Origin of the sequence: Streptomyces sp. Mut1, from assembly GCF_030719295.1 — a bacterium.
GTDB lineage: Bacteria > Actinomycetota > Actinomycetes > Streptomycetales > Streptomycetaceae > Streptomyces > Streptomyces castrisilvae.
Map to the genome: position 1 here is coordinate 5285224 of NZ_CP120997.1, position 22795 is coordinate 5308018.

Here is a 22795-nt window from a genome sequence, read left to right on the forward strand (position 1 = left end):
TGCGGCGGTGCGGGGAGGGGTGCACGGGGTGCCGGTCCAACTGGGTGGCCGGTGCACGGTTCAGATCTCGCCCTTGCGGGTCAGGTGGTTGAAGCAGAGCCAGCCGGGAAGGACCGGCAGCCACAGGGTCATCAGCCGGAACAGCAGCACCGCGGGCGCGGCGACCTCCTTCGGCAGCCCGACCGCGATCAGACCCAGCGTCAGGGCGCCCTCGACGGCGCCCATGCCGCCGGGCGTGGGGGCGGCCGAGCCCAGCGCGTTGCCGGCGAGGAAGACGACCGCGATGCTCGCGTAGCTGAGGTGGGGGGTGTCCGGTCCGCTGAACGCCCGGATCGAGGCGTCCAGGCACATCACGAACACACCGGTCAGCAGCAGCATCCCGCCGATGCCGGTGAGCAGCTTCTGCGGCCGCTGCACCACGTCGAGCATGCGCGGGACGACCCCCGCGAACAGCGACCGCACCCGGGTCACCACGAACTTGCGCAGGAACGGGATTGCCGTCACCACCAGCACCAGCACGGCGACCGTCAGCAGCCCCGCGATCACGGTCCTGGACGGGGTGAGCGAGGACGGGGTCTTCTCGGTGCCGGTCAGATAGCCGAAGGCGCCGAGCAGCAGGATGTGACAGCCCAGGCCGAACAGCTGCGAGGCGCCCACACTGGCGACCGCGAGGCCGGGCCGGACCCCGGAGCGCTGGAGGAAACGGGTGTTCAGCGCGACCCCGCCGACCGCCGCCGGCGCCACGATCTTCACGAACGAACCGGCGACCTGCGCGAGGACCGTCCTGCCGAACGACACCCGCTCGGGCACGAAGCCCAGCAGGCTCATCGCCGCAGCCACGTAACTGAGCGCCGAGAAGCCGACCGCCGCCGCCACCCAGCCCCACTCCGCCTGCTCGACCACCGCGCCGAAGTCGGCCTGGGTGACCTGCGAGATCAGGAAGTACGCGGCGATGGCACCGGCGATGAAGCTGAACAGGGTGCGCGGCTTGATGCGCTCCAGGCGGACCGGCTCGACGGGGGCCTGCGGCCGGATCAGCAGGACCTCCCGGCGGATCTGGGAGAGCAGGTCCTCCTCGCGCGCCTCCTCCAGCGCGTCGTCCATGGCCCGTTTCTCGGCCTGCTTCTCGGTGCGCAGCGACTTGCGAACGGCCTTGCGGCCCGCGTCCCCTTCGTCGGGGAGTTCCGCGCCCTCGGCCTTGGCCCGCTTCGCCGCGTCCGAAGCGTCGAGCACGGCCTCGCGCTCGCGCTGCGACCGCTCCCGGGCGAGCCTGCGCAGATGCGCCCGGGTGGACCGGCTGAGCGCGATCGGCTGGAGCAGCGGCAGGGAATCGGCGACGGCGTCCGGGCCGAGCACGGCGAGCGCGGCGGCCACGGCCCGCTCGGGGCCCACCCGCAGACCGGTCGTCGTGAGCAGCTGCGCGACGTCCATCCGCAGCACCAGATCACCGGCCGCGATCTCCCCGCCGCGCAGGTCCGTGACGAACACCTTGCCGAAACGATCCACCAGGATGGCGTCTCCGGTGAGCCTGCGGTGCGCGATCCGGCGCGACTGGAGGGCCTTCACCTGATGCCACGCGCCGCGGACCACGGCGTCGGTGATCTCGGCGTCCTCCAGGGCGTCCAGGGACCGGCCGCCGATGTGCTCGTAGACCAGCATCACCGCGTCCGGGCCCAGCTCGGACGTGGCGATCAGCTTGGGCGCGTTGGCCCCGGCGGCGATGGCGGCGTACGCGAGCAGCGCCTCCTGCTCCAGCGCCTGGCGCAGCGACTGGATGGACCGCCGCTGGGTGATGCCGCGCAGGGTGAGCCTGCGCCACACCCGGTAGAAGAAGCCCTGGGCCTGCTGCTCGCGGTCCACGACCGTCACATCGAGCGGTGGCCCGTCCTCCAGTGAGACCAGATAGCGCCGCCCCCGGTCGCTCTGGTCGCCGGAGTCGGGCGCGTCCTCGGCCCGCATCGCGGTGACCGGGCGGAAGCCCACGTGGCGCAGCCCGGCCATCAGGTGCTGCCCGGTCGGGCGGACGTTCGGCGAGCCGACCGCGTACAGCGTGCCGTACGCGACCGTCCAGCCGATCAGGACCGTCAGGACGATGGAGAACGGGGTGGTGTAGCCGCCGACCAGCATGGCGAACGCGTCGAGCAGCAGCACCACCCACAGCACGACCCGCCAGCGCGGCCGTCTCGCCATCCCCACCGCCGTCATATAGGCGATCACGGGGGCGAGGTAGCCGTGCACGGGATCGGTCACCGCGTCACCGGGCGTCGGCTGGGTCAGCGCGTCCTGCACGGTTCCGGAAGCGGACTTGGCGACCCACAGGTCGGTGGCGAGCGTCACGCCGTGCGCCAGCACCGCGGCCAGCACCCCGTCCGCGATCCGCAGCCCGTCCCGTTTGATCAGCCGCTCGATGGCGAAGGCGACCGGTACCAGGAGCACGGCGATGCTGGAGACCAGCCCGGCCAGCTTGATGAGCAGGTCGGGGGCCTGTCCGGTGCCCTTGTTGATGTCCTGTTCGAGTCCGGTGGTCGTGCCGTGGGCGAAGGCGGCGACGGAGAACAGCACGACGACCGCCAGCACCCCGATGAGCAGGCGCAGCAGGTCGGAGGGGCGGTGCACCCGGGCGGGCAGCAGGGGCTCGTCCCCCGAGACGCGCTCGGTGAGCGCCTCCTCGGAGGTGGAGAGCGTCGAACCGGCCAGGTGCCCGGAAGAGCCCTCCGCGTCCGTGCCCGGATCCTGCCGGGCCTTGTCCGGGCGTGGCTCGGCGTCGGAGGCGTCGTCGGCCGCCTTCGGTGGCTGCACGCCCTGCTCCTTCGTCGCCTCTGATTGGTCTTCGTGGTCTCGTATCACCGGTCACCGCCCGCATGATGGTGGCACGGCCGACGGACGCAAGGGGGCATCAGGGTGCGATGCGGGGGCGTGCGATGCGCAACATACGCTCCTTTCCCACCACGCGCACGCTGCGTGTGCGCCCGGACACGGACCTGCGGGGACTGTCGGTGGCGTACGGCAGGATGGGCACGATGAGTGAACACCCGACGGCCGACGCGCTGCCGGAGTACGCGGAACGCGTGCTCGACGTCGCCGATCTGATCCCGCCCGGCCGCGTCATGACCTACGGCGACATCGCGGAGTGGCTGGGCGACGGCGGCCCGCGCCAGGTCGGCCGCGTCATGACGCTGTACGGGGGAGCGGCGCCCTGGTGGCGCGTGGTGCGCTCGGACGGCGCGCTGCTGCCCGGCCACGAGCTGCGCGCGCTGGACCACTACCGCGAGGAGAGCACCCCGCTGCGCGAGGCGTCGCGCGGCGCGGAGGGCCACCTCCCGCGCCTGGACATGCGGCGCGCGCGGTGGGACGGCGTGACGGGCGGCGGTGGGGGAGCTCACACCTGACAGCTTCGGCCATCCGGCGGCGTATCGGGCGGAGCCCGGTCCGTACGGTGTGCGGGAAGCGCGGCCCGGGGCCGGGGCGCGGCCGCCCGGAGAACGTGACGATCCCCGCAGCCGTCCCGGCGCATTCGCTCCGCGCGCCGGAGTAGCGTCGTCAGTTCGCGGCAGACACCGCGCCCTCACCACCCGTACACCCACCAGGACCGGCGATCCCACGTGAGTACCTCCTCCACCACCCGGCACAGTCCTCGCCGTCAGGCACGGCAGGGGACCACGGGTCCGTACCGGCTGGTGCGCACCCTGCCGGGTTCCGTGGAGCCCCCTCTCCTGGACGCGGCGCAGCGCGCGGTGGTTGACCACCCCGGCGGGCCGCTGCTGGTGCTCGCCGGACCCGGTACGGGCAAGACGACCACGCTCGTCGAAGCCGTCGCCGCCCGGATCGCCCGGGGCGCCGACCCGGCGCGCGTGCTGGTCCTCACCTTCAGCCGCAAGGCCGCCGTCGAACTGCGCGACCGGATGGCGGCCCGGCTCGGCGCCGCCCGGGGACCGCAGGCCACCACCTTCCACTCCTTCTGTTACGCCCTGGTCCGCGCCCACCAGGACGCCGATCTCTTCGCGGACCCGCTGCGGCTGCTGTCCGGACCCGAGCAGGACGTGACCGTCCGCGATCTGCTGGCCGGCCAGCTCGACCTGGAGAAGGAGGGCCGTCCGCACATCCGCTGGCCCGACGAGCTGCGGGCCTGCCTGACCACGCGCGGCTTCGCCGACGAGGTGCGCGCGGTGCTCGCCCGCAGCCGTGAGCTGGGCCTCGGCCCGGACGCCCTCGCGGACTTCGCCCGGCGCACCGGCCGGCCCGACTGGGGCGCCGCCGCCCGCTTCCTCGCCGAATACCTCGACGTGCTGGACGCCCAGGGCGTCCTCGACTACGCCGAGCTGGTCCACCGCGCGGTGCTGCTCGCGGAGCGCCCCGAGGTGGCGGCGCTGCTGGCCGGGAGCTACGACGCGGTGTTCGTCGACGAGTACCAGGACACCGACCCGGCCCAGGTGCGGCTGCTGCACGCGCTGGCCGGCAACCGGGGCGGCGCTCCCGGGGCCGGCGGCGGGCGCGATCTGATCGCCTTCGGCGACCCCGACCAGTCGATCTACGCGTTCCGGGGCGCCGACGTCAACGGCATCCTCGACTTCCCCGAGATCTTCCGGCGCGCGGACGGCGCCCCGGCCCCGGTCGGCGTCCTCACCACCTCGCGCCGCTCCGGCGACCGGCTGCTCGCCGCCACCCGGCTGCTCACCCGGCGGATGCCGCTCACCCGGCTCCCGTCGGCGAAGGTCCGCGCCCACCGGGAGCTGGGCGCGGTCTTCGAGGGCGGCGGCGTCGAGACGTACACCTACCCGACCGCCTCCACCGAGCTGGACAATGTCGCCGACCTGCTGCGCCGGGCGCACCTGGAGGACGGGGTGCCGTGGCACGAGATGGCGGTGCTCGTCCGGGCCGGCGGCCGTACGCTCCCCGCCCTGCGCCGGGCGCTGACCTCGGCGGGCGTTCCCCTGGAGGTGGACGGCGACGACCTGGCCCTGCGCCACGAGCCCGCGGTGGCCCCCCTCCTGACCGCCCTGCGCGCGGTGGCCGCGGCGGCCCTGGAAGGAGGACCGGCCGAGGAGGGAACCGTCTGGCTCGACACCGAGACCGCCCTGACCCTGCTCGCCTCACCCCTCGGCTCCATGGACGCCGCCGATCTGCGCCGGCTCGGCCGCGCCCTGCGGGACGAGGAGCGCGCCGCCGGGAACCGGGTGCCCGCGCCCTCCGGCGAACTGCTGGCCCGCGCGCTCGCCGAACCGGAGCGGCTCGTGGCGCACGATCCGGCGTACGCCCGCGGCGCCCAGCGCCTGGGCGCGCTGTTGCGCACGGCGCGTGAGCTGCTCGAAGCGGGCGGCACCGCCGAGGAGGCCCTGTGGGCGCTGTGGTCGGGCACCCCGTGGCCGGGCCGGCTGGAGCGCGCGGCCCTGGGCGGGGGCGCGGGCGGGCGCAACGCCGACCGCGACCTCGACGCGGTCTGCGCCCTGTTCGACACCGCGGCCCGCGCCGAGGAGCGCACGGGCGGCCGGGGCGCGCTCAACTTCCTGGAGGAGGTCGACGCCCAGGACATCGCGGCCGACACCCTTTCCCGCCGCTCGGTGCGGCCGGACGCCGTGCGCCTGATGACCGCCCACCGGTCCAAGGGCCTGGAGTGGCGGATGGTCGTCGTCGCCGGGGTGCAGGAAGGGCTCTGGCCGGACCTGCGGCGCCGCGGCTCGCTGCTGGAGGCGGACCGGATCGGCCGCGACGGCCTCGCCGAACCCCTCACGCCCGGCGCCCTCCTCGCGGAGGAGCGGCGGCTGTTCTACGTGGCGGCGACCCGGGCCCGCGAGCGCCTGGTCGTCACCGCGGTCAAGGCCCCCGCCGACGACGGCGACCAGCCCTCCCGCTTCCTCACCGAGCTGGGCGTCGAACCCCGGGACGTCACCGGCCGCCCGCGCCGCCCCCTCGCCGTCGCCGCGCTCGTCGCCGAGCTGCGCGCCACGACCGTCGACCCCGCTGCCTCCGACGCCCTGCGCGAGGAGGCCGCCCGCCGCCTCGCCCGGCTGGCCGCGCTCACCGACGACGAGGGCCGGCCGCTCGTGCCCTCGGCCCACCCGTACCGGTGGTGGGGTCTTTACGAGCCGACCCGCTCGGCCCTGCCGCTGCGCGACCGGGACCAGCCCGTCGCCCTCTCCGGGAGCGCGCTCGACCAGCTCGCCAACACCTGCGCGCTCCAGTGGTTCCTGGGCCGCGAGGTGAAGGCCGACGCGCCCGCGACCGCCGCCCAGGGCTTCGGCAACGTCGTCCACGTCCTGGCCGACGAGGTGGCCTCCGGCCGGACGCCCGCCGATCTGGCCGTCCTGATGGAGCGGCTCGACTCGGTCTGGGACGGGCTGGTCTTCGACGCGCCCTGGAAGTCCGGCCAGGAGAAGGAGCAGGCGCGGGCCGCCCTCGAACGCTTCCTGCGCTGGCACGTCATGGACCGGGCCGGCCGTACCCCCGTCGCCAGTGAGCACGACTTCGACGTGACGCTGGAGGCGGGGGAGTTCGCGGTACGCATCCGGGGCTCCATGGACCGCGTGGAGCGGGACGCCGAGGACCGGGCCTACGTGGTCGACTTCAAGACCGGCAAGCAGTCCCCGACGAAGGACGAGGTCGCCCGCCACCCCCAGCTCGCCGTTTACCAGCTGGCGGTCCGGGAAGGGGCGGTCGACGACGTCTTCGGCGGTACGCGGCCCGAGCCGGGCGGCGCCGAACTCGTACAGCTGCGCCAGGCCGCCCCCAAGAAGGAGGGGGGCGACGCCGCGCCCAAGGTGCAGGGGCAGGCGCCGCCGGACTCCGAGTGGGTCTCCGACCTGCTGGCGACCGCCGCGGGCCGGGTCCTGGACGAACGGTTCACCCCGACGACCGGCCAGCACTGCACCCACTGCGCCTTCCGGGCCTCGTGCAGCGCCCAGCCGGAGGGCCGGCACGTCCTGGAGTAGGAACCCGGGTCAGTGCTTGCGCGCCACCAGGCCGTACACACTGACATCCGCGTCGGTGACGTCGTTGATGCCGTGGTAGCGCGTACGGTCCAGCTCGTCCAGGTCCGCCAGGAACTCCGGGTCGGGGTTCCTGGCCTCCGGCAGGTCCACGACCCGCTCGGGCCGCCAGCGGTGCACGGGGACGATCCCGGGGTCGAGCAGCTCCAGACCGTTGTCGGTGGCGAAGCGTTCCATCTGGGAGTGGGAGCGGCGGACCATGGCGAAGCCGCGCTCCTTGAACCCCTTGGTGATGTTGCCGACCTGCTCCGGGTTGAGGTCGGAGCTGACATTGCTGAGGACGACGAAGCTGCCGGGTGCGAGGGAGCCGACGAGCTGCTTCACGACGGGGCGGGCGGTCTCGTCCTCGATGAAGTGGAGGACGGCGGCGAGGACGAGGGCGACGGGCCGGTCGAAGTCGAGGGTGCGGCGGGCCGCCTCCAGGATTCTGTCCGGTTCGCGCAGGTCGGCCTCGATGTAGTCGGTACGGCCTTCCGGGCCGCTGGTGAGCAGCGCCTGCGCGTGGACGAGGACGACCGGGTCGTTGTCGACGTAGACCACCCGTGACTCGGGCGCGAGGGCCTGGGCGATCTGGTGCACGTTCTGCTGGGTCGGCAGCCCGGTGCCGATGTCCAGGAACTGCCGGACGCCGTCGTTCGCCGCGAGGGTGACCGCCCGCCGCATGAAGTCCCGGTTGTGCCGCACGGTGAGGTAGCCGCGCGGGTTGGCGGCCAGGGCCATGGCGGCGGCCTCGCGGTCGGCCGGGTAGTTGTCCTTGCCGCCGAGGAAGACGTCGTACACCCGTGCGGGGTGCGCCTTCGTCGTGTCGATGCGCTTCCTGAGCTCGGTGGCGTCAGGGGCGGGTGCGTCGGCGCTCATGTGACCGTCCTCGTATGACTGTTATGCGAAAGGCTGATGATGTGCGGGTCGGTCAGGGCTTGCGTGCCACGAGGACGTAGATGTTGACGTCCTCGTCGGTCGCCTCGGAGATGCTGACGTACCGGCCCTCGTCCAGGTGGTCCAGCCGCTCCGGCGCGGGCCCCTCGGCCTCGGTCGCGTCGGCCGCGTGGTCCGGCCGCCAGTGCCGCGACGGGACGATCCCGGGGTCGAGCAGTTCCAGACCGTTGTCGGTGACGAAGCGCTCGATCTCCTCGCGCCGGCGCAGCACGAACGAGAAGCCCCGCTTGTGGAACGTCTCGGCCACCTTGGTGATCGGCCCCGGGTTCATGTCGGCGCTGAGGTGGCTCAGGACGAGATGGCTGCCGGACGGCAGCGCGTCGAGCAGCCGCGCGACGACCGGGTGGGCGGTCTCGTCCTCGATGAAGTGGAGGACGGCGGCGAGGACGAGGGCGACGGGCCGGTCGAAGTCGAGGGTGTGGCGGGCCGCCTCCAGGATTCTGTCCGGTTCGCGCAGGTCGGCCTCGATGTAGTCGGTACGCCCCTCGGGGCTGCTGGTGAGCAGCGCCTGCGCGTGGACGAGGACGATCGGGTCGTTGTCGACGTAGACGATCTCCGCGTCCGGGGCGATGGCCTGGGCGATCTGGTGGACGTTCTGCTGGGTCGGCAGCCCGGTGCCGATGTCCAGGAACTGCCGGATGCCCGTCCCGTCCGCCAGTACGGTCACGGCCCGCCGGACGAAGTCCCGGTTGTGCCGCACGTCGAGGTGCCCGCGCGGATTGGCCTTCGCCGCCATGGCGGCGGCCTCGCGGTCGGCCGGGTAGTTGTCCTTGCCGCCGAGGAAGACGTCGTAGACCCGTGCGGGGTGCGCCTTCGTCGTGTCGATGCGCTTGCGGAGCTCGGCGGCGTCGGGGGCGGGTGCGTCGGCGCTCATGTGACCGTCCTCGTAAGGCTGTTGATGCGACAAGCAGATAATTTAGACCCATCCGCGACGCATGCGTCCCACCGGGAGGCGGGGACGAGGCGGTGACGGGTGCGCGCCCCGGCGCTTCGTGGGTTGTCGGTGGAGCCGGTTAGCCTCTGTGGAGTGTCCCCGCGCCTCACCGATCCCGAGCAGCTCAAGGAGCTTCTCGGCATCCCCTTCACCCCGGAGCAGACGGCCTGCATCACCGCGCCGCCCGCCCCGCAGGTGATCGTGGCCGGAGCCGGGTCGGGGAAGACCACGGTGATGGCGGCGCGTGTGGTGTGGCTGGTCGGCACCGGACAGGTCGCCCCCGAGCAGGTCCTCGGGCTCACCTTCACCAACAAGGCGGCCGGCGAGCTCGCCGAGCGCGTACGCAAGGCCCTCGTCGCGGCCGGCGTCACCGACCCGGACGCCATCGACCCGGACGACCCCCCGGGCGAGCCCGGCATCTCCACGTACCACGCCTTCGCCGGCCGCCTCCTGACCGAGCACGGCCTGCGCATCGGCCTCGAACCGACCACGCGCCTCCTCGCCGACGCCACCCGCTACCAGCTCGCCGCCCGCGTGCTGCGCGAGGCACCCGGCCCCTACCCCGCCCTGACCAGGTCCTTCCCCACCCTGGTCAGCGACCTGCTGGCCCTCGACGCCGAGCTGGCCGAACACCTCGTGCGCCCCGAACAGCTCGCGGAGTACGACGCCGAGCTGCTGCGCACCCTGGAGACCGCCAGGCTCAGCAACGCGGAACTGCGCAGGATCCCCGAGACCGCCGAGGCCCGCCGCGAGCTGCTCACGCTGACCCGGCGCTACCGCGAGGCGAAGCGGAGCCGCGACCTCCTCGACTTCGGCGACCAGATCGCCCTCTCCGCCGAGCTGGCCCTCACCCGCCCCGAGGTCGGCGCGATCCTGCGCGACGAATACCGGGTCGTCCTGCTCGACGAATACCAGGACACCTCCGTCGCCCAGCGCCTCCTGCTCTCCGCCCTCTTCGGCAGCGGCCCCGACGGCGCCGCCTGCGGACACGCCGTGACCGCCGTCGGCGACCCCTGCCAGGCCATCTACGGCTGGCGCGGCGCCTCCGTCGCCAACCTGGACGACTTCCCCAGCCACTTCCCGCACGCCGACGGCACCCCCGCCACCCGCTACTCCCTCAGCGAGAACCGCCGCAGCGGCGGCCGCCTCCTCCACCTCGCCAACAACCTCGCCGCACCCCTGCGCGCCATGCACGAGGGCGTCGAGGCCCTGCGCCCCGCCCCCGGCGCCGAGCACGACGGCCTCGTCCGCTGCGCCCTGCTGCGCACCCACGCCGATGAGCTGGCCTGGCTCGCCGACTCCATCGCCCACCTCGTACGCACCGGCAAGGCACCCGGCGAGATCGCCGTCCTGTGCCGCACCGCCGGTGACTTCCCCGAGATCCAGGCCGCGCTGGTCGCCCGGGACATCCCGGTCGAGGTCGTCGGCCTCTCCGGGCTGCTCCACCTCCCCGAGGTCGCCGACCTCGTCGCCGTCTGCGAGGTCCTCCAGGACCCGGGGGCCAACGCCGCCCTGGTCCGCCTGCTCACCGGCCCCCGCTGGCGGATCGGCCCCCGCGACCTGGCCCTGCTCGGCCGCCGGGCCCGCCTCCTCGTCCACCGCGCGGCCCACGGCGACGACGAGGACTTCGACCCCGACCGCCGGCTCGCCGAGGCCGTCGAGGGGGTGGACCCGGCCGAGGTGATCTCCCTCGCCGACGCCCTGGACACCTTCCTCGACGCGGGCGGCCAGGAGGACGACCGGCTTCCGTTCTCCGCCGATGCCCGGGTCCGCTTCGCCCGCCTCGCCGCCGAACTGCGCGAGCTGCGCCGCTCGCTCGCCGACCCGCTGATGGACGTGCTCCACCGGGTCCTGAGCACGACCGGCCTGGAAGTCGAGCTCTCCGCCTCCCCGCAGGCACTCGCCGCCCGCCGCCGCGAGACCCTGGGCAACTTCCTGGACGTCGCGGCCCGCTTCGCCGCCGTCGACGGCGAGGCCACCCTGCTCGCCTTCCTGGGCTTCCTGCGCACCGCCGCCCAGTACGAAAAGGGCCTGGACAACGCGCTGCCCGGCGGCGAGAACACCGTCAAGGTCCTCACCGCCCACAAGTCCAAGGGCCTGGAGTGGGACGTCGTCGCCGTGCCCGGCCTGGTCGCGGGCCAGTTCCCCAGCGGCCAGTCCCGCGACGCCTGGACCACCCAGTCCCAGGTCCTCCCGCACGCCCTGCGCGGCGACCGGGCCACGCTGCCCGCCCTCCACACCGTCGACGCCAAGGGCCTCAAGGGCCTCAAGGGCTTCAAGGAGGAGATGAAGGAGCACCAGCACACCGAGGAGCTGCGACTCGGTTACGTCACCTTCACCCGCCCCCGCACCCTGCTGCTCGGCTCCGGCCACTGGTGGGGCCCCAGCCAGAAGAAGCCGCGCGGCCCGTCCGCCTTCCTGCACGCGCTGTACGAGCACTGCGCCGCCGGGTACGGCGAGATCGAGGCCTGGGAGGACGGGCCGGCCGAGACCGAGGAGAACCCGGCCCTGTCCGAGGCCGCCGCCGACCACGCCTGGCCGCTGCCTCTGGACGCCACCGCCCTGGCCCGCCGCCGCGCGGCCGCGGACACGGTGCTGGACCACCTGGCGGCGGTGACGGGGGAGGCGTCGCGGGCCGAGGAGACCGCCCGCCCGGAGGGGCCGCCGTTCCCCGACGACGAGCCGTTCCCGGAGGACGGCGTGTTCGACGGGGACGCCCTGCCCGACGAGGAGGACCCGTTCGAGGAGGACCCGTTCCTGGACGACGCGCCGTTCCCGGACGACGCGCCGTTCCCCGGCGGTGACGACGGCAAACCGCCGCTTCCCCACGTCCCGGCGGCCCGCACCCCCGCCCCCGCCCCCGCGCGGCTCACGCCCGAGGAGGCCCGCACCCTCGCCTCCTGGGACCGCGACCTCGACGCGCTCGCCGGGGAGCTGCGCCGCGCCCGCGCCACCGTGCGCGACGTCCTCGTCCCCGCCTCCCTCTCCGCCACCCAGCTGCTGCGCCTCGCCGACGACCCCGACGGCTTCGCCCGGGAGCTGGCCCGGCCGATGCCCCGCCCGCCGCAGCCGGCCGCCCGCCGGGGCACCCGCTTCCACGCCTGGGTCGAGTCCCGGTTCGAGGAGCTGCCGCTGCCCATGCTCGGCCCCGACGAGCTGCCCGGCGGCGACGAGAGCGACGCCGACATCGCCGACGAGCGCGACCTCGCCGAGCTGAAGGAGGCCTTCGAGCGCACCCCGTACGCCCGCCGCACCCCGTACCGCGTGGAGACGCCCTTCCAGATCACACTGGCCGGGCGGATCATCCGGGGCCGGATCGACGCCGTGTACCGCACGGGGGACACGTACGAGATCGTCGACTGGAAGACCAGCCGCACCAACACCGCCGACCCCCTCCAGCTCGCCGTCTACCGGCTGGCCTGGGCCGAGCTGCACGGCCTCGCGCTCACCGACGTCACGGCGACGTTCCTCTTCGTCCGCAGCGGCGAGAGCGTCCGCCCGGCCCGCCTCCCGGGCCGCCCGGAGCTGGAGCGCATCCTCCTGGACGAGCCACCTCCGTCGGACGGATAAGCTGAAGGTCATGAGCGATACCCCGGACAGCGCTGTCCACGCGTACACCGAGCGGCACCGCGCGGCCTTCCTCGACGACCTCGCCGAGTGGCTGCGCATCCCCTCCGTATCCGCTCAGCCGGAGCACGAGGGCGACGTACGGCGCAGCGCCGAGTGGCTGTCGGCGAAGCTGAAGGAGACCGGCTTCCCGGTCGCCGAGGTCTGGGAGACGGACGGGGCGCCCGCCGTCTTCGCCGAGTGGCCGTCCGACGACCCGGCGGCCCCCACGGTCCTGGTGTACGGGCATCACGACGTCCAGCCCGCCGCCCGCGAGGACGGCTGGAGCACCGAGCCGTTCGAGCCGGTGATCCGCGACGGCCGGATGTACGGACGCGGCGCGGCCGACGACAAGGGGCAGGTGTTCTTCCACACCCTCGGCGTCCGGGCGCACCTCGCCGCGACCGGCCGCACCACCCCGGCCGTCCACCTCAAGCTCGTCGTGGAGGGCGAGGAGGAGTCCGGCTCCCCGCACTTCCGCGCCCTGGTCGAGCAGCACGCCGACCGCCTCGCCGCGGACGCCGTGATCGTCTCCGACACCGGCATGTGGAACGAGACCACTCCGACCGTCTGCACCGGGATGCGCGGCCTCGCCGAGTGCGAGATCGAGCTGCACGGGCCGGAGCAGGACATCCACTCCGGCTCCTTCGGCGGCGCCGTCCCCAACCCGGCGACCGAGGTCGCCCGCCTCGTCGCGGCGCTCCACGACACGGACGGGCGGGTCGCGGTCCCCGGCTTCTACGACGGCGTGGCCGAACTGACCGCCACCGAACGCGCCCTCTTCGCCGAGCTGCCGTTCGACGAGGACACCTGGCTGCGCACCGCCAGGTCCGGGGCGGCATCCGGCGAGGCGGGATACTCCACGCTGGAGCGGATCTGGGCCCGCCCCACCGCCGAGGTCAACGGCATCGGCGGCGGCTACCAGGGCGCCGGCAGCAAGACGATCATCCCGTCGTCCGCCCGCGTCAAGATCAGCTTCCGCCTGGTCGCGGGTCAGGACCCGGACCACGTCCAGCAGGCCGTACAGGCCTGGGCCGAGGCCCGCGTCCCGGCCGGAATCGGCCACCGGATCACCTTCCTCCCCGCCACCCGCCCCTGCCTGACGCCCCTGGACCACCCGGCGCTGCGGGCCGTCGCCCGCGCCATGGGCCGGGCCTTCGGCCAGAAGATCCTCTTCACCCGGGAAGGAGGCTCCGGTCCCGCCGCCGACCTCCAGGACGTGCTCGGCGCACCCGTCCTCTTCCTCGGCATCTCCGTACCGTCCGACGGCTGGCACGCCCCCGACGAGAAGGTCGAACTCGGCCTGCTGTTCAAGGGCGTGGAGACAGCCGCCCACCTCTGGAGCGAAATGGCGGCCGCCCTCCGCTGAATCCTCTGAACACCCGATCCATCCCGGGGGAGTAGGAAGCACCTGTGAGCACCTTCGACAACGCCACCGCAGACCGGCCCATCGGTCTGACCGCGCCGAGCGGCATCGACCGCGCGGCGCACCACCGCCTCGACGAGGCATGGCTGTCCGCCGCGTGGAGCCACCCGACGACCCGGGTCTTCGTCGTCTCCGGCGGTCAGGTGCTGATCGACGACACCGACGACGGCACCGAACTCGTGATGACGCCCGCCTTCGAGGCACCCGTCACCGAGACCCATCGCTACTTCCTCGGCACGGACGCCGACGGTGTCAGCTACTTCGCCCTCCAGAAGGACACCCTCCCGGGCCGCATGGACCAGTCGGCCCGGCCCGCCGGGCTGCGCGAGGCCGGGATGCTCCTGGGCCCCCGCGACGCCGGTCTGATGGTGCACGCGGTCGCCCTGGAGAACTGGCAGCGGCTGCACCGCTTCTGCTCCCGCTGCGGCGAACGCACGGTCATCGCGGCGGCCGGCCACATCCGCCGCTGCCAGGCCTGCGGCGCCGAGCACTACCCGCGCACCGACCCGGCGGTCATCATGCTCGTCACCGACGACCAGGACCGCGCCCTGCTGGGCCGCCAGGTCCACTGGCCCGAGGGCCGCTTCTCCACGCTGGCCGGATTCGTCGAGCCGGGCGAGTCGATCGAGCAGTCCGTGGCACGCGAGGTCTACGAGGAGGCGGGCATCACCGTCGGCGAGGTCGAGTACGTCGCCAGCCAGCCCTGGCCGTTCCCCTCCAGCCTGATGCTCGGCTTCATGGCCCGCGCCACGACGTACGACATCGACGTGGACGGCGAGGAGATCGAGGAGGCGCGCTGGTTCTCCCGCGAGGAGCTGACGGCCGCCTTCGAGTCCGGCGAGATCCTGCCCCCGTTCGGCATCTCGATCGCGTCCCGCCTGATCGAGCTCTGGTACGGAAAGCCCCTTCCGAAGCCGCTCCGCGCGACGGGCTGACCGGACCCGGACACACGACCGCCCCCTCCGGTGCGCTGACCGGAGAGGGCGGGGTGGGTGCGAGGGTGATCAGACCGCGAGGGCCTGCTTCACCTGGGCCAGGCTCGGGTTCGTCATGACGACGTCGTCACCGCCGCCGGCCGGGACCACCAGAACCGTCGGAACCGTCTGGTTTCCGCCATTGGCCTTCTCGACGAAGGCCGCCGACTCCGGGTCCTGCTCGATGTTGATCTCGGTGTAGGCGATGCCCTCGCGGTCCATCTGACCCTTGAGCCGACGGCAGTAGCCGCACCACGTGGTGCTGTACATCGTCACAGTGCCCGGCATGTCTTCGCACTCCTCTGTCTCATCGGTCCCGGCAATCCCTCACGTCCGGGCGGGGGTCCGGTGCGTCGCACAGGGGCCGGGACGTGCGTTGCCGCACGCAGGGTGAACGTACGGAGCCCGGCCGCCATTCCCGGCGCGGGGGGCCGGGCTCGGCGGCGGCCGCGTACCGGACCGGACGGGGCCGCCGCATTAGTACGACGGATACGTCACCCCTGTGGACAACCACCGCACCGGCCCCGCGCGACCTGGCAGCATGGCGGGGTGACATCAGCAACGCACTCCACCCTCTTCCCTCAGGTCCCCGACACCGCCGACGCCGTCCTGGACGGGCTCGACCCCGAGCAGCGCGAGGTCGCCACGGCCCTGCAGGGCCCGGTGTGCGTGCTGGCCGGAGCCGGTACGGGCAAGACGCGTGCCATCACGCACCGCATCGCCTACGGGGTGCGCGCCGGGATACTCCAGCCGTCGAGCGTGCTGGCCGTCACCTTCACCAACCGGGCCGCCGGCGAGATGCGCGGCCGGCTGCGGCAGCTGGGAGCCGGTGGGGTGCAGGCGCGCACCTTCCACTCCGCCGCGCTGCGGCAGCTCCAGTACTTCTGGCCGAAAGCGGTCGGTGGCAATCTGCCCCGGCTGCTGGAGCGCAAGGTCCAGCTGGTGGCCGAGGCGGCGGCCCGCTGCGGCATCCGGCTCGACCGCAACGAGCTGCGGGACGTCACCGGCGAGATCGAGTGGGCCAAGGTCACCCAGACCGTGCCCGCCGACTACCCCGCCATGGTCGCCAAGTCCCAGCGGGACGCCCCGCGCGACCCGGCGGAGATCTCCCAGGTCTACGCGATGTACGAGCAGCTGAAGCGCGAGCGGACGGTGATCGACTTCGAGGACGTGCTCCTCCTGACCGTCGGTATCCTCCAGGACCGGCACGACATCGCCGACCACGTCCGCCGCCAGTACCAGCACTTCGTGGTGGACGAGTACCAGGACGTGAGCCCGCTCCAGCAGCGGCTGCTCGATCTCTGGCTCGGCGACCGGGACAGTCTCTGCGTCGTCGGTGACGCGGGCCAGACGATCTACTCCTTCACCGGGGCCACTCCCGACCACCTGCTGGGCTTCCGCACCCGCCACCCGGGGGCCACGGTCGTCAAGCTCGTCCGCGACTACCGCTCCACCCCCCAGGTCGTCCACCTGGCCAACGGGCTGCTCGCCCAGGCCACCGGCCGGGCCGCCGAGCACCGCCTCGACCTGGTCTCCCAGCGCGAGCGCGGCCCCGAGCCCGCCTTCGTGGAGTACGCGGACGAGCCGGCCGAGGCCGAGGGAACCGCCCGCCGCATCCGCGACCTGATCGCCGCGGGCGTCCCGGCCGGTGAGATCGCCGTCCTCTACCGGGTCAACGCCCAGTCCGAGGTCTACGAGCAGGCCCTCGCGGACGCGGGCGTGCCCTACCAGCTCAGGGGCGCGGAGCGCTTCTTCGAGCGCCCCGAGGTGCGCGAGGCGGGCATCGCACTGCGCGGGGCGGCCCGCGCGGGGGGCAACGACTCCCTGCTCGACGACGCGGAGGGCCTGCCCGCCGAGGTGCGGGCGGTGCTCTCCACGAAGGGGTGGCGCAGCGAGCCGCCCGCCGGTTCCGGTGCGGTGCGCGACCGCTGGGAGTCCCTGGCCGCCCTGGTCAGGCTCGCCGAGGACTTCGAACGGGCCAAGCCGGGCGCGACCCTCTCCGACCTGGTCGCCGAGCTCGACGAGCGGGCCGCCGCCCAGCACGCCCCCACCGTGCAGGGCGTGACCCTGGCCTCGCTGCACTCGGCGAAGGGCCTGGAGTGGGACGCGGTGTTCCTGGTCGGGCTGACCGAGGGCATGATGCCGATCACCTACGCCAAGACGGCCGAGCAGGTCGAGGAGGAACGCCGCCTGCTGTACGTCGGCGTCACCCGGGCCCGCCACCACCTCGCGCTGTCGTGGTCGCTGTCCCGTTCGCCCGGCGGCCGGCCCGGACGGCGGCCGACCCGCTTCCTGAACGGGCTGCGCCCCGGCTCGGCCGGGCCCGGCGGCCGGAGCGCGGCGGGCACCGCGGCCGGTGGCGGGGGCGTCGAGCGGCCGGTGGTGGCCCGTCGCAAGCCCCGGGGTCCCGCGCGGTGCCGGGTCTGCGGCAAGACCCTGACGGATGCCGGCGAGATGAAGCTGATGCGCTGCGACGACTGCCCGTCCGACATGGACGAGGCACTGTACGAGCGCCTGCACGACTGGCGGGCGGTCCGGGCGCGGGAGATCGGCCAGCCCGCGTACTGCGTGTTCACCGACAAGACACTGATGGCGATCGCGGAGGCGGTGCCCGGCAGCGAGGGGGATCTGGCCGGGATCTCCGGGGTCGGCGCGCGGAAGCTGGGCCGCTTCGGTGCCGCTGTCCTGGACATCTGCGCAGGTGGGGACGGGAGCGAGGGGAGCGCGGAGGCCGACGGGGAGATGTGAGAAAAACTCGTCGAAAAAATAGTTTGCGCCCGCCCCAGTCATCACCATAGGTTCTTAACCACGGAAACAGCGGCTTCTCTGAAGCCCTGGTTCCGTGCTGTACTTATCCGAATACGCAGGGCCGGTTCGCCGGTCCCCCCGAGACGCCGAGAGGAGGCGATTCCAGTGATCAGCATCATCGAGACCAACAAAATGACCGATCTCTCGGTCGTCTCCGCCTGCTCGCTCGGCCTTCTCGCCCGTTCCTCGAAGTCCTCGCTGCGTGCCACCGGTGTGTCCGGCGTCTCCGCCGTCATCCCGATGTCCCCGGCCGGCCTTCCCGTGCGGGAGCGCAATGAGCGACCGACCCAGGCACCGGCAGCAGCAGTAGCGAAGGGACAGGCCCAGGCCTATGCCTTTGCGGCCGTCGGTGCGGGAGCGGAAGCCGGCTTCACCGAGCAGACGCAGCACCACCACACGATGTGGGCCTTCCGTGGGCCTGAACCCTGGAGTGATCCAGCCTGATCCAGCATCAGGCCGGCGCCTTCAGGGCCGCGGAACCCCACTCGGGATCCGCGGCCCTTTTGTTTTGTCCGAACGGACGGGACAGCGCGAAGGAGCCTCGGGACAAGCAGGACCTGGTACCAGCCGCCCCCCGGCCAACAGGCCGGAAACGACCAGACGAGGACACCACCACCGTGCAACTCGAAGCGCACGCCCCGTCAGTACCGCCTTCCGACACGATCTCCCCGCCCGGCCTCACGGAGGACTCCACCTTGACCCCCCTCACCGCGCTCACCGCGCTCGACGACGCCATCGAGAACCTCGGTGTGCCCGTCCCCTGCCGTGCCTACGACCCGGAGGTCTTCTTCGCGGAGTCCCCGGCCGACGTCGAGTACGCCAAGTCCCTCTGCCGCACCTGCCCGCTCGTCGAGGCCTGCCTCGCCGGCGCCAAGGAGCGCCGCGAGCCGTGGGGTGTCTGGGGTGGCGAGCTCTTCATCCAGGGTGTCGTCGTCGCCCGCAAGCGTCCGCGTGGCCGTCCGCGCAAGAACCCGGTCGCGGCGTGACCGCCGACCTGGGGGTCCCGGCCCCCAAGCCCATGAAGCGCATCGGAACCATCGACCGTCCCCTCACCCACGACCCCCGAAACCAGGCTCCAATGACCATCCCCATGTCAGAGCCCGTCGGCTCCGCGACACCAGACGTCACCATCATCGGCGCGAACGACTCGCGTCAGAACAGGACCCGCGAAATGCAACTCATCCCAGAAGCCCTGGCTCGTGCGCATATGCACGACCGCATGCGTGAAGTCGACGCGGACCGTCAGGCCGTGCGCCTGATCTCCGCGCGGCGGATGCAGCGCCGGGCCGAGCGCGCCTCGATGCGTGCCCGCCGTGCGCTGGCCATGGCCGTCATGCACTGATCCGCCACGCACCACCGACCCGCACGGGTCGGACGGGGCCGGTCACCAACGGTGTCCGTCGGCGCGCAGCCGCTCTCTGCGCCCGGCGGGCCGCGCCCGGCCGGCAACACCCGCCGGACAGGCCCTGGCAGTACCCGTGCCGCGGGGCCGGTCCGTCCGCCGGACCGGCCCCGCGGCCGTTCCGCCTACCCGGCATCCACCGTCTCAGCGGCCCCGGCCACGGGCTCGTCGCCCAACTGCTGCTCTGCCACGACGCCTTCTTCCTGCTCGGGCCGGCCCGTCTCCTCGGGCGGGAGGAAGCCCGGGAGCCAGGACTCCAGTTCGTCGCGGAGCCGGACCGTGGCGCCGAGCTGGCACAGCACTCCGATCGTGCTCAGCGTCACCCGGTGTATCAGCAGGTAGGAGGGCGGCAGGTTCAGCTGCTTGCCCAACTGGTGGGCGGGGGAGCGCGGATCGGCTATCCGGGCGGCCTGGTGGCGCATCCAGCTCCGGCTGAAGGTGAAGCTCTCCACCTCGGCCGGCTCGATGATCGGCAGGAGATAATCGAGCACCGCGTCCGGATCGAGGTCGATCGAGTCCTTGACGAACCCCTCCGCCCGCAGCACCTCGTACACCGCGTCCGCGTCTCCCCGCAGCGTCAGCCGCAACGAGTCCCCGATGGTCTGCGGAAGCCCGCCCGGAAGCCGGTCCACCGTCCCGAAGTCGAGGACCCCGAGCCGCCATTGACCCGCGTCGTCGGCCCCCTGCCCGGTCTGCCCTGCCGCCTGGGCTACCTCGGTCGCCTGGGCCGCCTCGGCTCCCTCGGTCTCGCCGGTCCCGCCGGTCTCCTCGGTCCCGCCCGTCTCCGTGGTGGCGGGTGAGACGGGCGGCAGCAGCCGGAAGTTGCCCGGGTGCGGATCGGCGTGCAGGAGGCCCGTGCGCGCGGGGCCCGAGAAGAGGAACCTGGCCAGCAGCTGCCCGGCCCGGTCGCGCTGCCCGGCCGTTCCCTCGGCGATCACCTCGGCCAGCGGGATTCCGTCGATCCACTCGGTGACCAGCACCTGGGCGCACTGGTGGACCACCCCGGGGACCACCACATCGGGGTCGTCCGCGAACTCCAGCGCATGCTCCTGCTGGGACCGCGCCTCCTGCTCGTAGTCCAGCTCCTCCGACACCCGGTCGCGCAGCTCCGTGATGAGCGGCTTGATGTCCATGCCGGGGATCAGCGGCCCGAGCAGCCGCGCGAACCGGCTGAGCTGGGTGAGGTCCGAGAGGAGGGCCTCGCCCGCGCCCGGATACTGCACCTTCACCGCCACGTCCCGGCCGTCGTGCCACACGGCCCGGTGTACCTGCCCGATGGAGGCGGCGGCCGACGGCTTGTCGTCGAACGTCAGGAACAGCTCCCGCCAGTCCTCACCCAGCCGTTCCGCCAGCACCGCGTGCACCGTGGCGCTCGGCAGGGGCGGGGCGGCCTCCTGGAGTTTGGTGAGGGCCGCGCGGTAGGGGCCGGCCACCTCCTCAGGCAGCGCGGACTCGAAGACCGACAGGGCCTGGCCGAGCTTCATCGCCCCGCCCTTCAGCTCGCCGAGCACCTTGAAGAGCTGGTCGGCCGTGCGCTGCTGCACCTCGCGGGCCACCAGCTCCGCGGACCTGCCCCCGATGCGCTTGCCCAGGCCCCACGTGGCGCGGCCGGCGAATCCCAAGGGCAGCGCGGCCAGCTTGGCGGTTCGGGTGACCGCCTTCCGGGGAAGATCAGACATATGCCCCTCCAAGTCCCAGACTGCCGCGCTGCGTGCGGCGGTTACCCGGCCATTGTGTCGTGCGCCCTGCCGGCTCCGGAGGCGCGGACCCCTTCAGTGTGACCGGCGGCCCCACAGGAACAGTCGAGGTGGGCCCCGATCCGTTCCGACCTCCAGTCCAACAGCGGCAGCGCCGCCTCCCACCGGGACCCGGTGCTCGCCGGCAGCTCACCGTCGAGGAAGGCCAGCGCGTGGGCCGCCGCGAGGCCCGCGACCGCCGTCGCCAGCCCCAGGTCGCACGCCTGCACGGCACCGCGACGCCCGGACTGCCACTGCGCCAGCATGCGCGGCCACTGGGGGTCCCGGTCCCGCTGGTTCAGATGCAGGCAGCCGGCACAGGCGGTGCCGCCGGGCAGGACCAGCGGCCCGACGAACCCGGTGGCCTCCATCACCCCGGCGTACAGATGGGGCGTACCCGACGAGATCCACGGCTCGGCCGTACCCGGATCGGGGACGTACCCGGACAGACCGTCGCGCGGGGCGACCACGATCAGCGACAGGCCCGGCTCCCGGCCGGCCGGGCCGGTACCCGCCGCCCCGGGTGCTCGCGGAGCCGGGCCGGGGGCGGAGCGGCGTACCAGCTGGCGGGCCGCCATGTCCCGGCGCTCGCCCACGGCGGAGGCGGGCAGCCCGCCCGGGGACACGTCACCGGGCTCCGCACATCCGCCGTCCAGCACCTCGACCCGCCCCACACCGGCCCCGGAGAGCACCGCGGCGACGGCCGCGCCGACCCGCCCCGCGCCCCGTACCTGCACGCGCGTCGAGCGGCGGGCCGCCAGCCGGCGCATCGCCGCCCCGGGCTCGGGATGCACGACGGAGAGCGACGCCAGATCGGGGCGGTGGCGCTCCAGGACATCCGGCCGCTTCCGCAGGGCGTCGGCCTCCGGGCCGCCCGCCCGTACGTCATCGAGCAGACCGGCGTCCATCAATCGCATGACCAGCGCGTCCACATGGCGCTCGCTCAGGTCCATCGCCCTCGCTTCCTCGCGCAGCAGAGGCATGCCCCGGGTCCCGTCGAGCAGTTCCATGAAACAGCCCGTCGCGATATCCATCGGGCCCACCTTCACCGCGTGGGCGGGTGTCACTCCGAATTGCACGGTGTCGCGGCCGCGCCATGCGCGGCGCAGTGCGGGCTTCAACATCGGATGCACGGCTTCCCCCGGTCTGTGTGCGGCCTGTGTGGCTGTGACTGCTGTGCGATGTGCATTGCCAGAATGCAGCGGACCGCCGAGGCGTGCGGAAAGTTATCCACAGGCCTGGGGTATTAGTCGTTCAAATGGTGCAAGGCATGGAGCCGATCATGCGGAACCGTCCCGGGGGCGGGACTTCCCGGCCTGGCAGCGGGTAACGTCGTGCCGTGCCCGCCGACCCGTCGCCCGGCCCCGCCGGGGAGCCTGCCGCGCCCGCAGCCGGAACCCACCGGCGAAGCTCGGCGGACCCTGCCCGCCGAGCCTCGGCGACGAGCGCCGTCGAGGTCCGCAGGAGCGCCCGTCGCAGCAGGACGGTCTCCGCGTACCGAGAGGGCGACCGCACCATTGTGCTGATTCCGGCCCGGATGTCCGAGGCCGAGGAGCAGCGCTGGGTGAACGTGATGCTCGACAAGCTGGCCGCCCAGGAGAAGAAGCGGATCATCGGCGACACCGAGCTCGCCGAACGCGCGGAGCGCTTGTCCGCCCAGTATTTCCAGGGCCGGGCCAGGCCCGTATCGGTGCGGTGGGTGACCAACCAGAACACCCGGTGGGGCTCCTGCACCCCGGCCGAGGGCAGTATCCGGCTGTCGCACCGGTTGCAGGGCATGCCGGAGTACGTCGTGGACTATGTGCTCGTCCACGAGCTGGCGCACCTCCTGGTGCCTGGGCACGGCCCCCGGTTCTGGCGGCTGCTGGACGCCTATCCGCGCACCGAACGGGCGCGCGGCTATCTGGAAGGGGTGGTGGCGGCCGACCGGCTGCCGCACCTGCCGGCCGCGCGCGGCGAGTGACGCGGGGTTTGTGTACCGGGTCTGTAC

16 protein-coding genes are annotated in these 22795 nt (G+C 73.2%); 10 read left to right on the forward strand and 6 right to left on the reverse strand.

Annotated elements, in window-relative coordinates:
* Positions 1-60 precede the first annotated feature (60 nt).
* Positions 61-2799 (reverse strand): lysylphosphatidylglycerol synthase domain-containing protein, encoded by a 2739-nt coding sequence (locus tag P8A18_RS23140; RefSeq protein ID WP_306057245.1) that lies wholly within the window; start codon positions 2797-2799, stop codon positions 61-63.
* A gap of 221 nt (positions 2800-3020) precedes the next feature.
* On the opposite strand from P8A18_RS23140, the gene P8A18_RS23145 reads away from it, so the two are divergent.
* Both P8A18_RS23145 and P8A18_RS23150 read left to right on the forward strand, forming a co-directional pair.
* The gene (locus P8A18_RS23145; RefSeq protein ID WP_371933708.1) at positions 3021-3389 is read left to right on the forward strand and encodes an MGMT family protein; all 369 of its coding nucleotides are present in this window, start codon (positions 3021-3023) and stop codon (positions 3387-3389) included.
* A 213-nt stretch (positions 3390-3602) separates the two neighbouring features.
* Positions 3603-6926, forward strand: a complete 3324-nt coding sequence (locus P8A18_RS23150; protein WP_306057248.1) for an ATP-dependent helicase — start codon at positions 3603-3605, stop codon at positions 6924-6926.
* Between the two features lie 9 nt (positions 6927-6935).
* On the opposite strand, the gene P8A18_RS23155 is transcribed toward P8A18_RS23150, so the two are convergent.
* Positions 6936-7841: an SAM-dependent methyltransferase gene (locus P8A18_RS23155; RefSeq protein WP_306057250.1), complete on the reverse strand. Its 906-nt coding sequence runs from the start codon at positions 7839-7841 to the stop codon at positions 6936-6938.
* 52 nt (positions 7842-7893) lie between these two features.
* Positions 7894-8793, reverse strand: a complete 900-nt coding sequence (locus P8A18_RS23160) for an SAM-dependent methyltransferase (RefSeq protein ID WP_306057252.1) — start codon at positions 8791-8793, stop codon at positions 7894-7896.
* 153 nt (positions 8794-8946) lie between these two features.
* Between P8A18_RS23160 and P8A18_RS23165 the strand changes: the two genes are divergently transcribed.
* From P8A18_RS23165 to nudC, 3 genes are read left to right on the forward strand one after another with little or no spacing between them, the layout of a single operon-like run.
* Entirely contained in the window at positions 8947-12423 is a 3477-nt protein-coding gene (locus P8A18_RS23165; protein ID WP_306057254.1) for an ATP-dependent helicase, read from the forward strand.
* A gap of 10 nt (positions 12424-12433) precedes the next feature.
* Positions 12434-13828, forward strand: a complete 1395-nt coding sequence (locus tag P8A18_RS23170) for a dipeptidase (RefSeq protein ID WP_306057256.1) — start codon at positions 12434-12436, stop codon at positions 13826-13828.
* A gap of 44 nt (positions 13829-13872) precedes the next feature.
* Entirely contained in the window at positions 13873-14820 is a 948-nt protein-coding gene (gene nudC / locus P8A18_RS23175) for an NAD(+) diphosphatase (protein WP_306057258.1), read from the forward strand.
* A gap of 69 nt (positions 14821-14889) precedes the next feature.
* Here the strand turns inward: nudC and P8A18_RS23180 are convergent, their stop codons facing one another.
* Positions 14890-15147, reverse strand: a complete 258-nt coding sequence (locus P8A18_RS23180; RefSeq protein ID WP_018549877.1) for a mycoredoxin — start codon at positions 15145-15147, stop codon at positions 14890-14892.
* A gap of 261 nt (positions 15148-15408) precedes the next feature.
* Between P8A18_RS23180 and P8A18_RS23185 the strand changes: the two genes are divergently transcribed.
* From P8A18_RS23185 to P8A18_RS23200, 4 genes are all read left to right on the forward strand, one after another.
* Positions 15409-17607 (forward strand): ATP-dependent DNA helicase UvrD2, encoded by a 2199-nt coding sequence (locus tag P8A18_RS23185; RefSeq protein ID WP_306057260.1) that lies wholly within the window; start codon positions 15409-15411, stop codon positions 17605-17607.
* A 165-nt stretch (positions 17608-17772) separates the two neighbouring features.
* Positions 17773-18111 carry a hypothetical protein gene (locus P8A18_RS23190; RefSeq protein WP_306057262.1) on the forward strand — a complete coding sequence of 113 codons (339 nt, stop codon included), beginning with the start codon at positions 17773-17775 and terminating at the stop codon, positions 18109-18111.
* Between the two features lie 173 nt (positions 18112-18284).
* Positions 18285-18653: a WhiB family transcriptional regulator gene (locus P8A18_RS23195; RefSeq protein WP_018105532.1), complete on the forward strand. Its 369-nt coding sequence runs from the start codon at positions 18285-18287 to the stop codon at positions 18651-18653.
* A gap of 32 nt (positions 18654-18685) precedes the next feature.
* A complete protein-coding gene (locus P8A18_RS23200; protein ID WP_306061086.1) occupies positions 18686-19009 on the forward strand; it encodes a putative WhiB-interacting protein in 324 nt (107 codons plus the stop codon).
* Positions 19010-19194: 185 nt separating this feature from the next.
* Here the strand turns inward: P8A18_RS23200 and P8A18_RS23205 are convergent, their stop codons facing one another.
* The gene (locus P8A18_RS23205; RefSeq protein WP_306057264.1) at positions 19195-20748 is read right to left on the reverse strand and encodes an ABC1 kinase family protein; all 1554 of its coding nucleotides are present in this window, start codon (positions 20746-20748) and stop codon (positions 19195-19197) included.
* Positions 20749-20789: 41 nt separating this feature from the next.
* The gene (locus P8A18_RS23210; protein WP_306057266.1) at positions 20790-21938 is read right to left on the reverse strand and encodes a ThiF family adenylyltransferase; all 1149 of its coding nucleotides are present in this window, start codon (positions 21936-21938) and stop codon (positions 20790-20792) included.
* 206 nt (positions 21939-22144) lie between these two features.
* Between P8A18_RS23210 and P8A18_RS23215 the strand changes: the two genes are divergently transcribed.
* Positions 22145-22768: a M48 metallopeptidase family protein gene (locus P8A18_RS23215; RefSeq protein ID WP_306057267.1), complete on the forward strand. Its 624-nt coding sequence runs from the start codon at positions 22145-22147 to the stop codon at positions 22766-22768.
* The last annotated feature ends 27 nt before the right edge of the window (positions 22769-22795 follow it).

Bases quoted from the DNA above. Each gene is read 5' to 3' on its own strand.
- P8A18_RS23145 (WP_371933708.1), top strand. From the start codon at position 3,021: ATGAGTGAACACCCGACGGCCGACGCGCTGCCGGAGTACGCGGAACGC.
- P8A18_RS23200 (WP_306061086.1), top strand. From the start codon at position 18,686: ATGAAGCGCATCGGAACCATCGACCGTCCCCTCACCCACGACCCCCGA.
- P8A18_RS23205 (WP_306057264.1), bottom strand. From the start codon at position 20,748: ATGTCTGATCTTCCCCGGAAGGCGGTCACCCGAACCGCCAAGCTGGCC.
- P8A18_RS23170 (WP_306057256.1), top strand. From the start codon at position 12,434: ATGAGCGATACCCCGGACAGCGCTGTCCACGCGTACACCGAGCGGCAC.
- P8A18_RS23160 (WP_306057252.1), bottom strand. From the start codon at position 8,793: ATGAGCGCCGACGCACCCGCCCCCGACGCCGCCGAGCTCCGCAAGCGC.
- P8A18_RS23155 (WP_306057250.1), bottom strand. From the start codon at position 7,841: ATGAGCGCCGACGCACCCGCCCCTGACGCCACCGAGCTCAGGAAGCGC.
- P8A18_RS23180 (WP_018549877.1), bottom strand. From the start codon at position 15,147: ATGCCGGGCACTGTGACGATGTACAGCACCACGTGGTGCGGCTACTGC.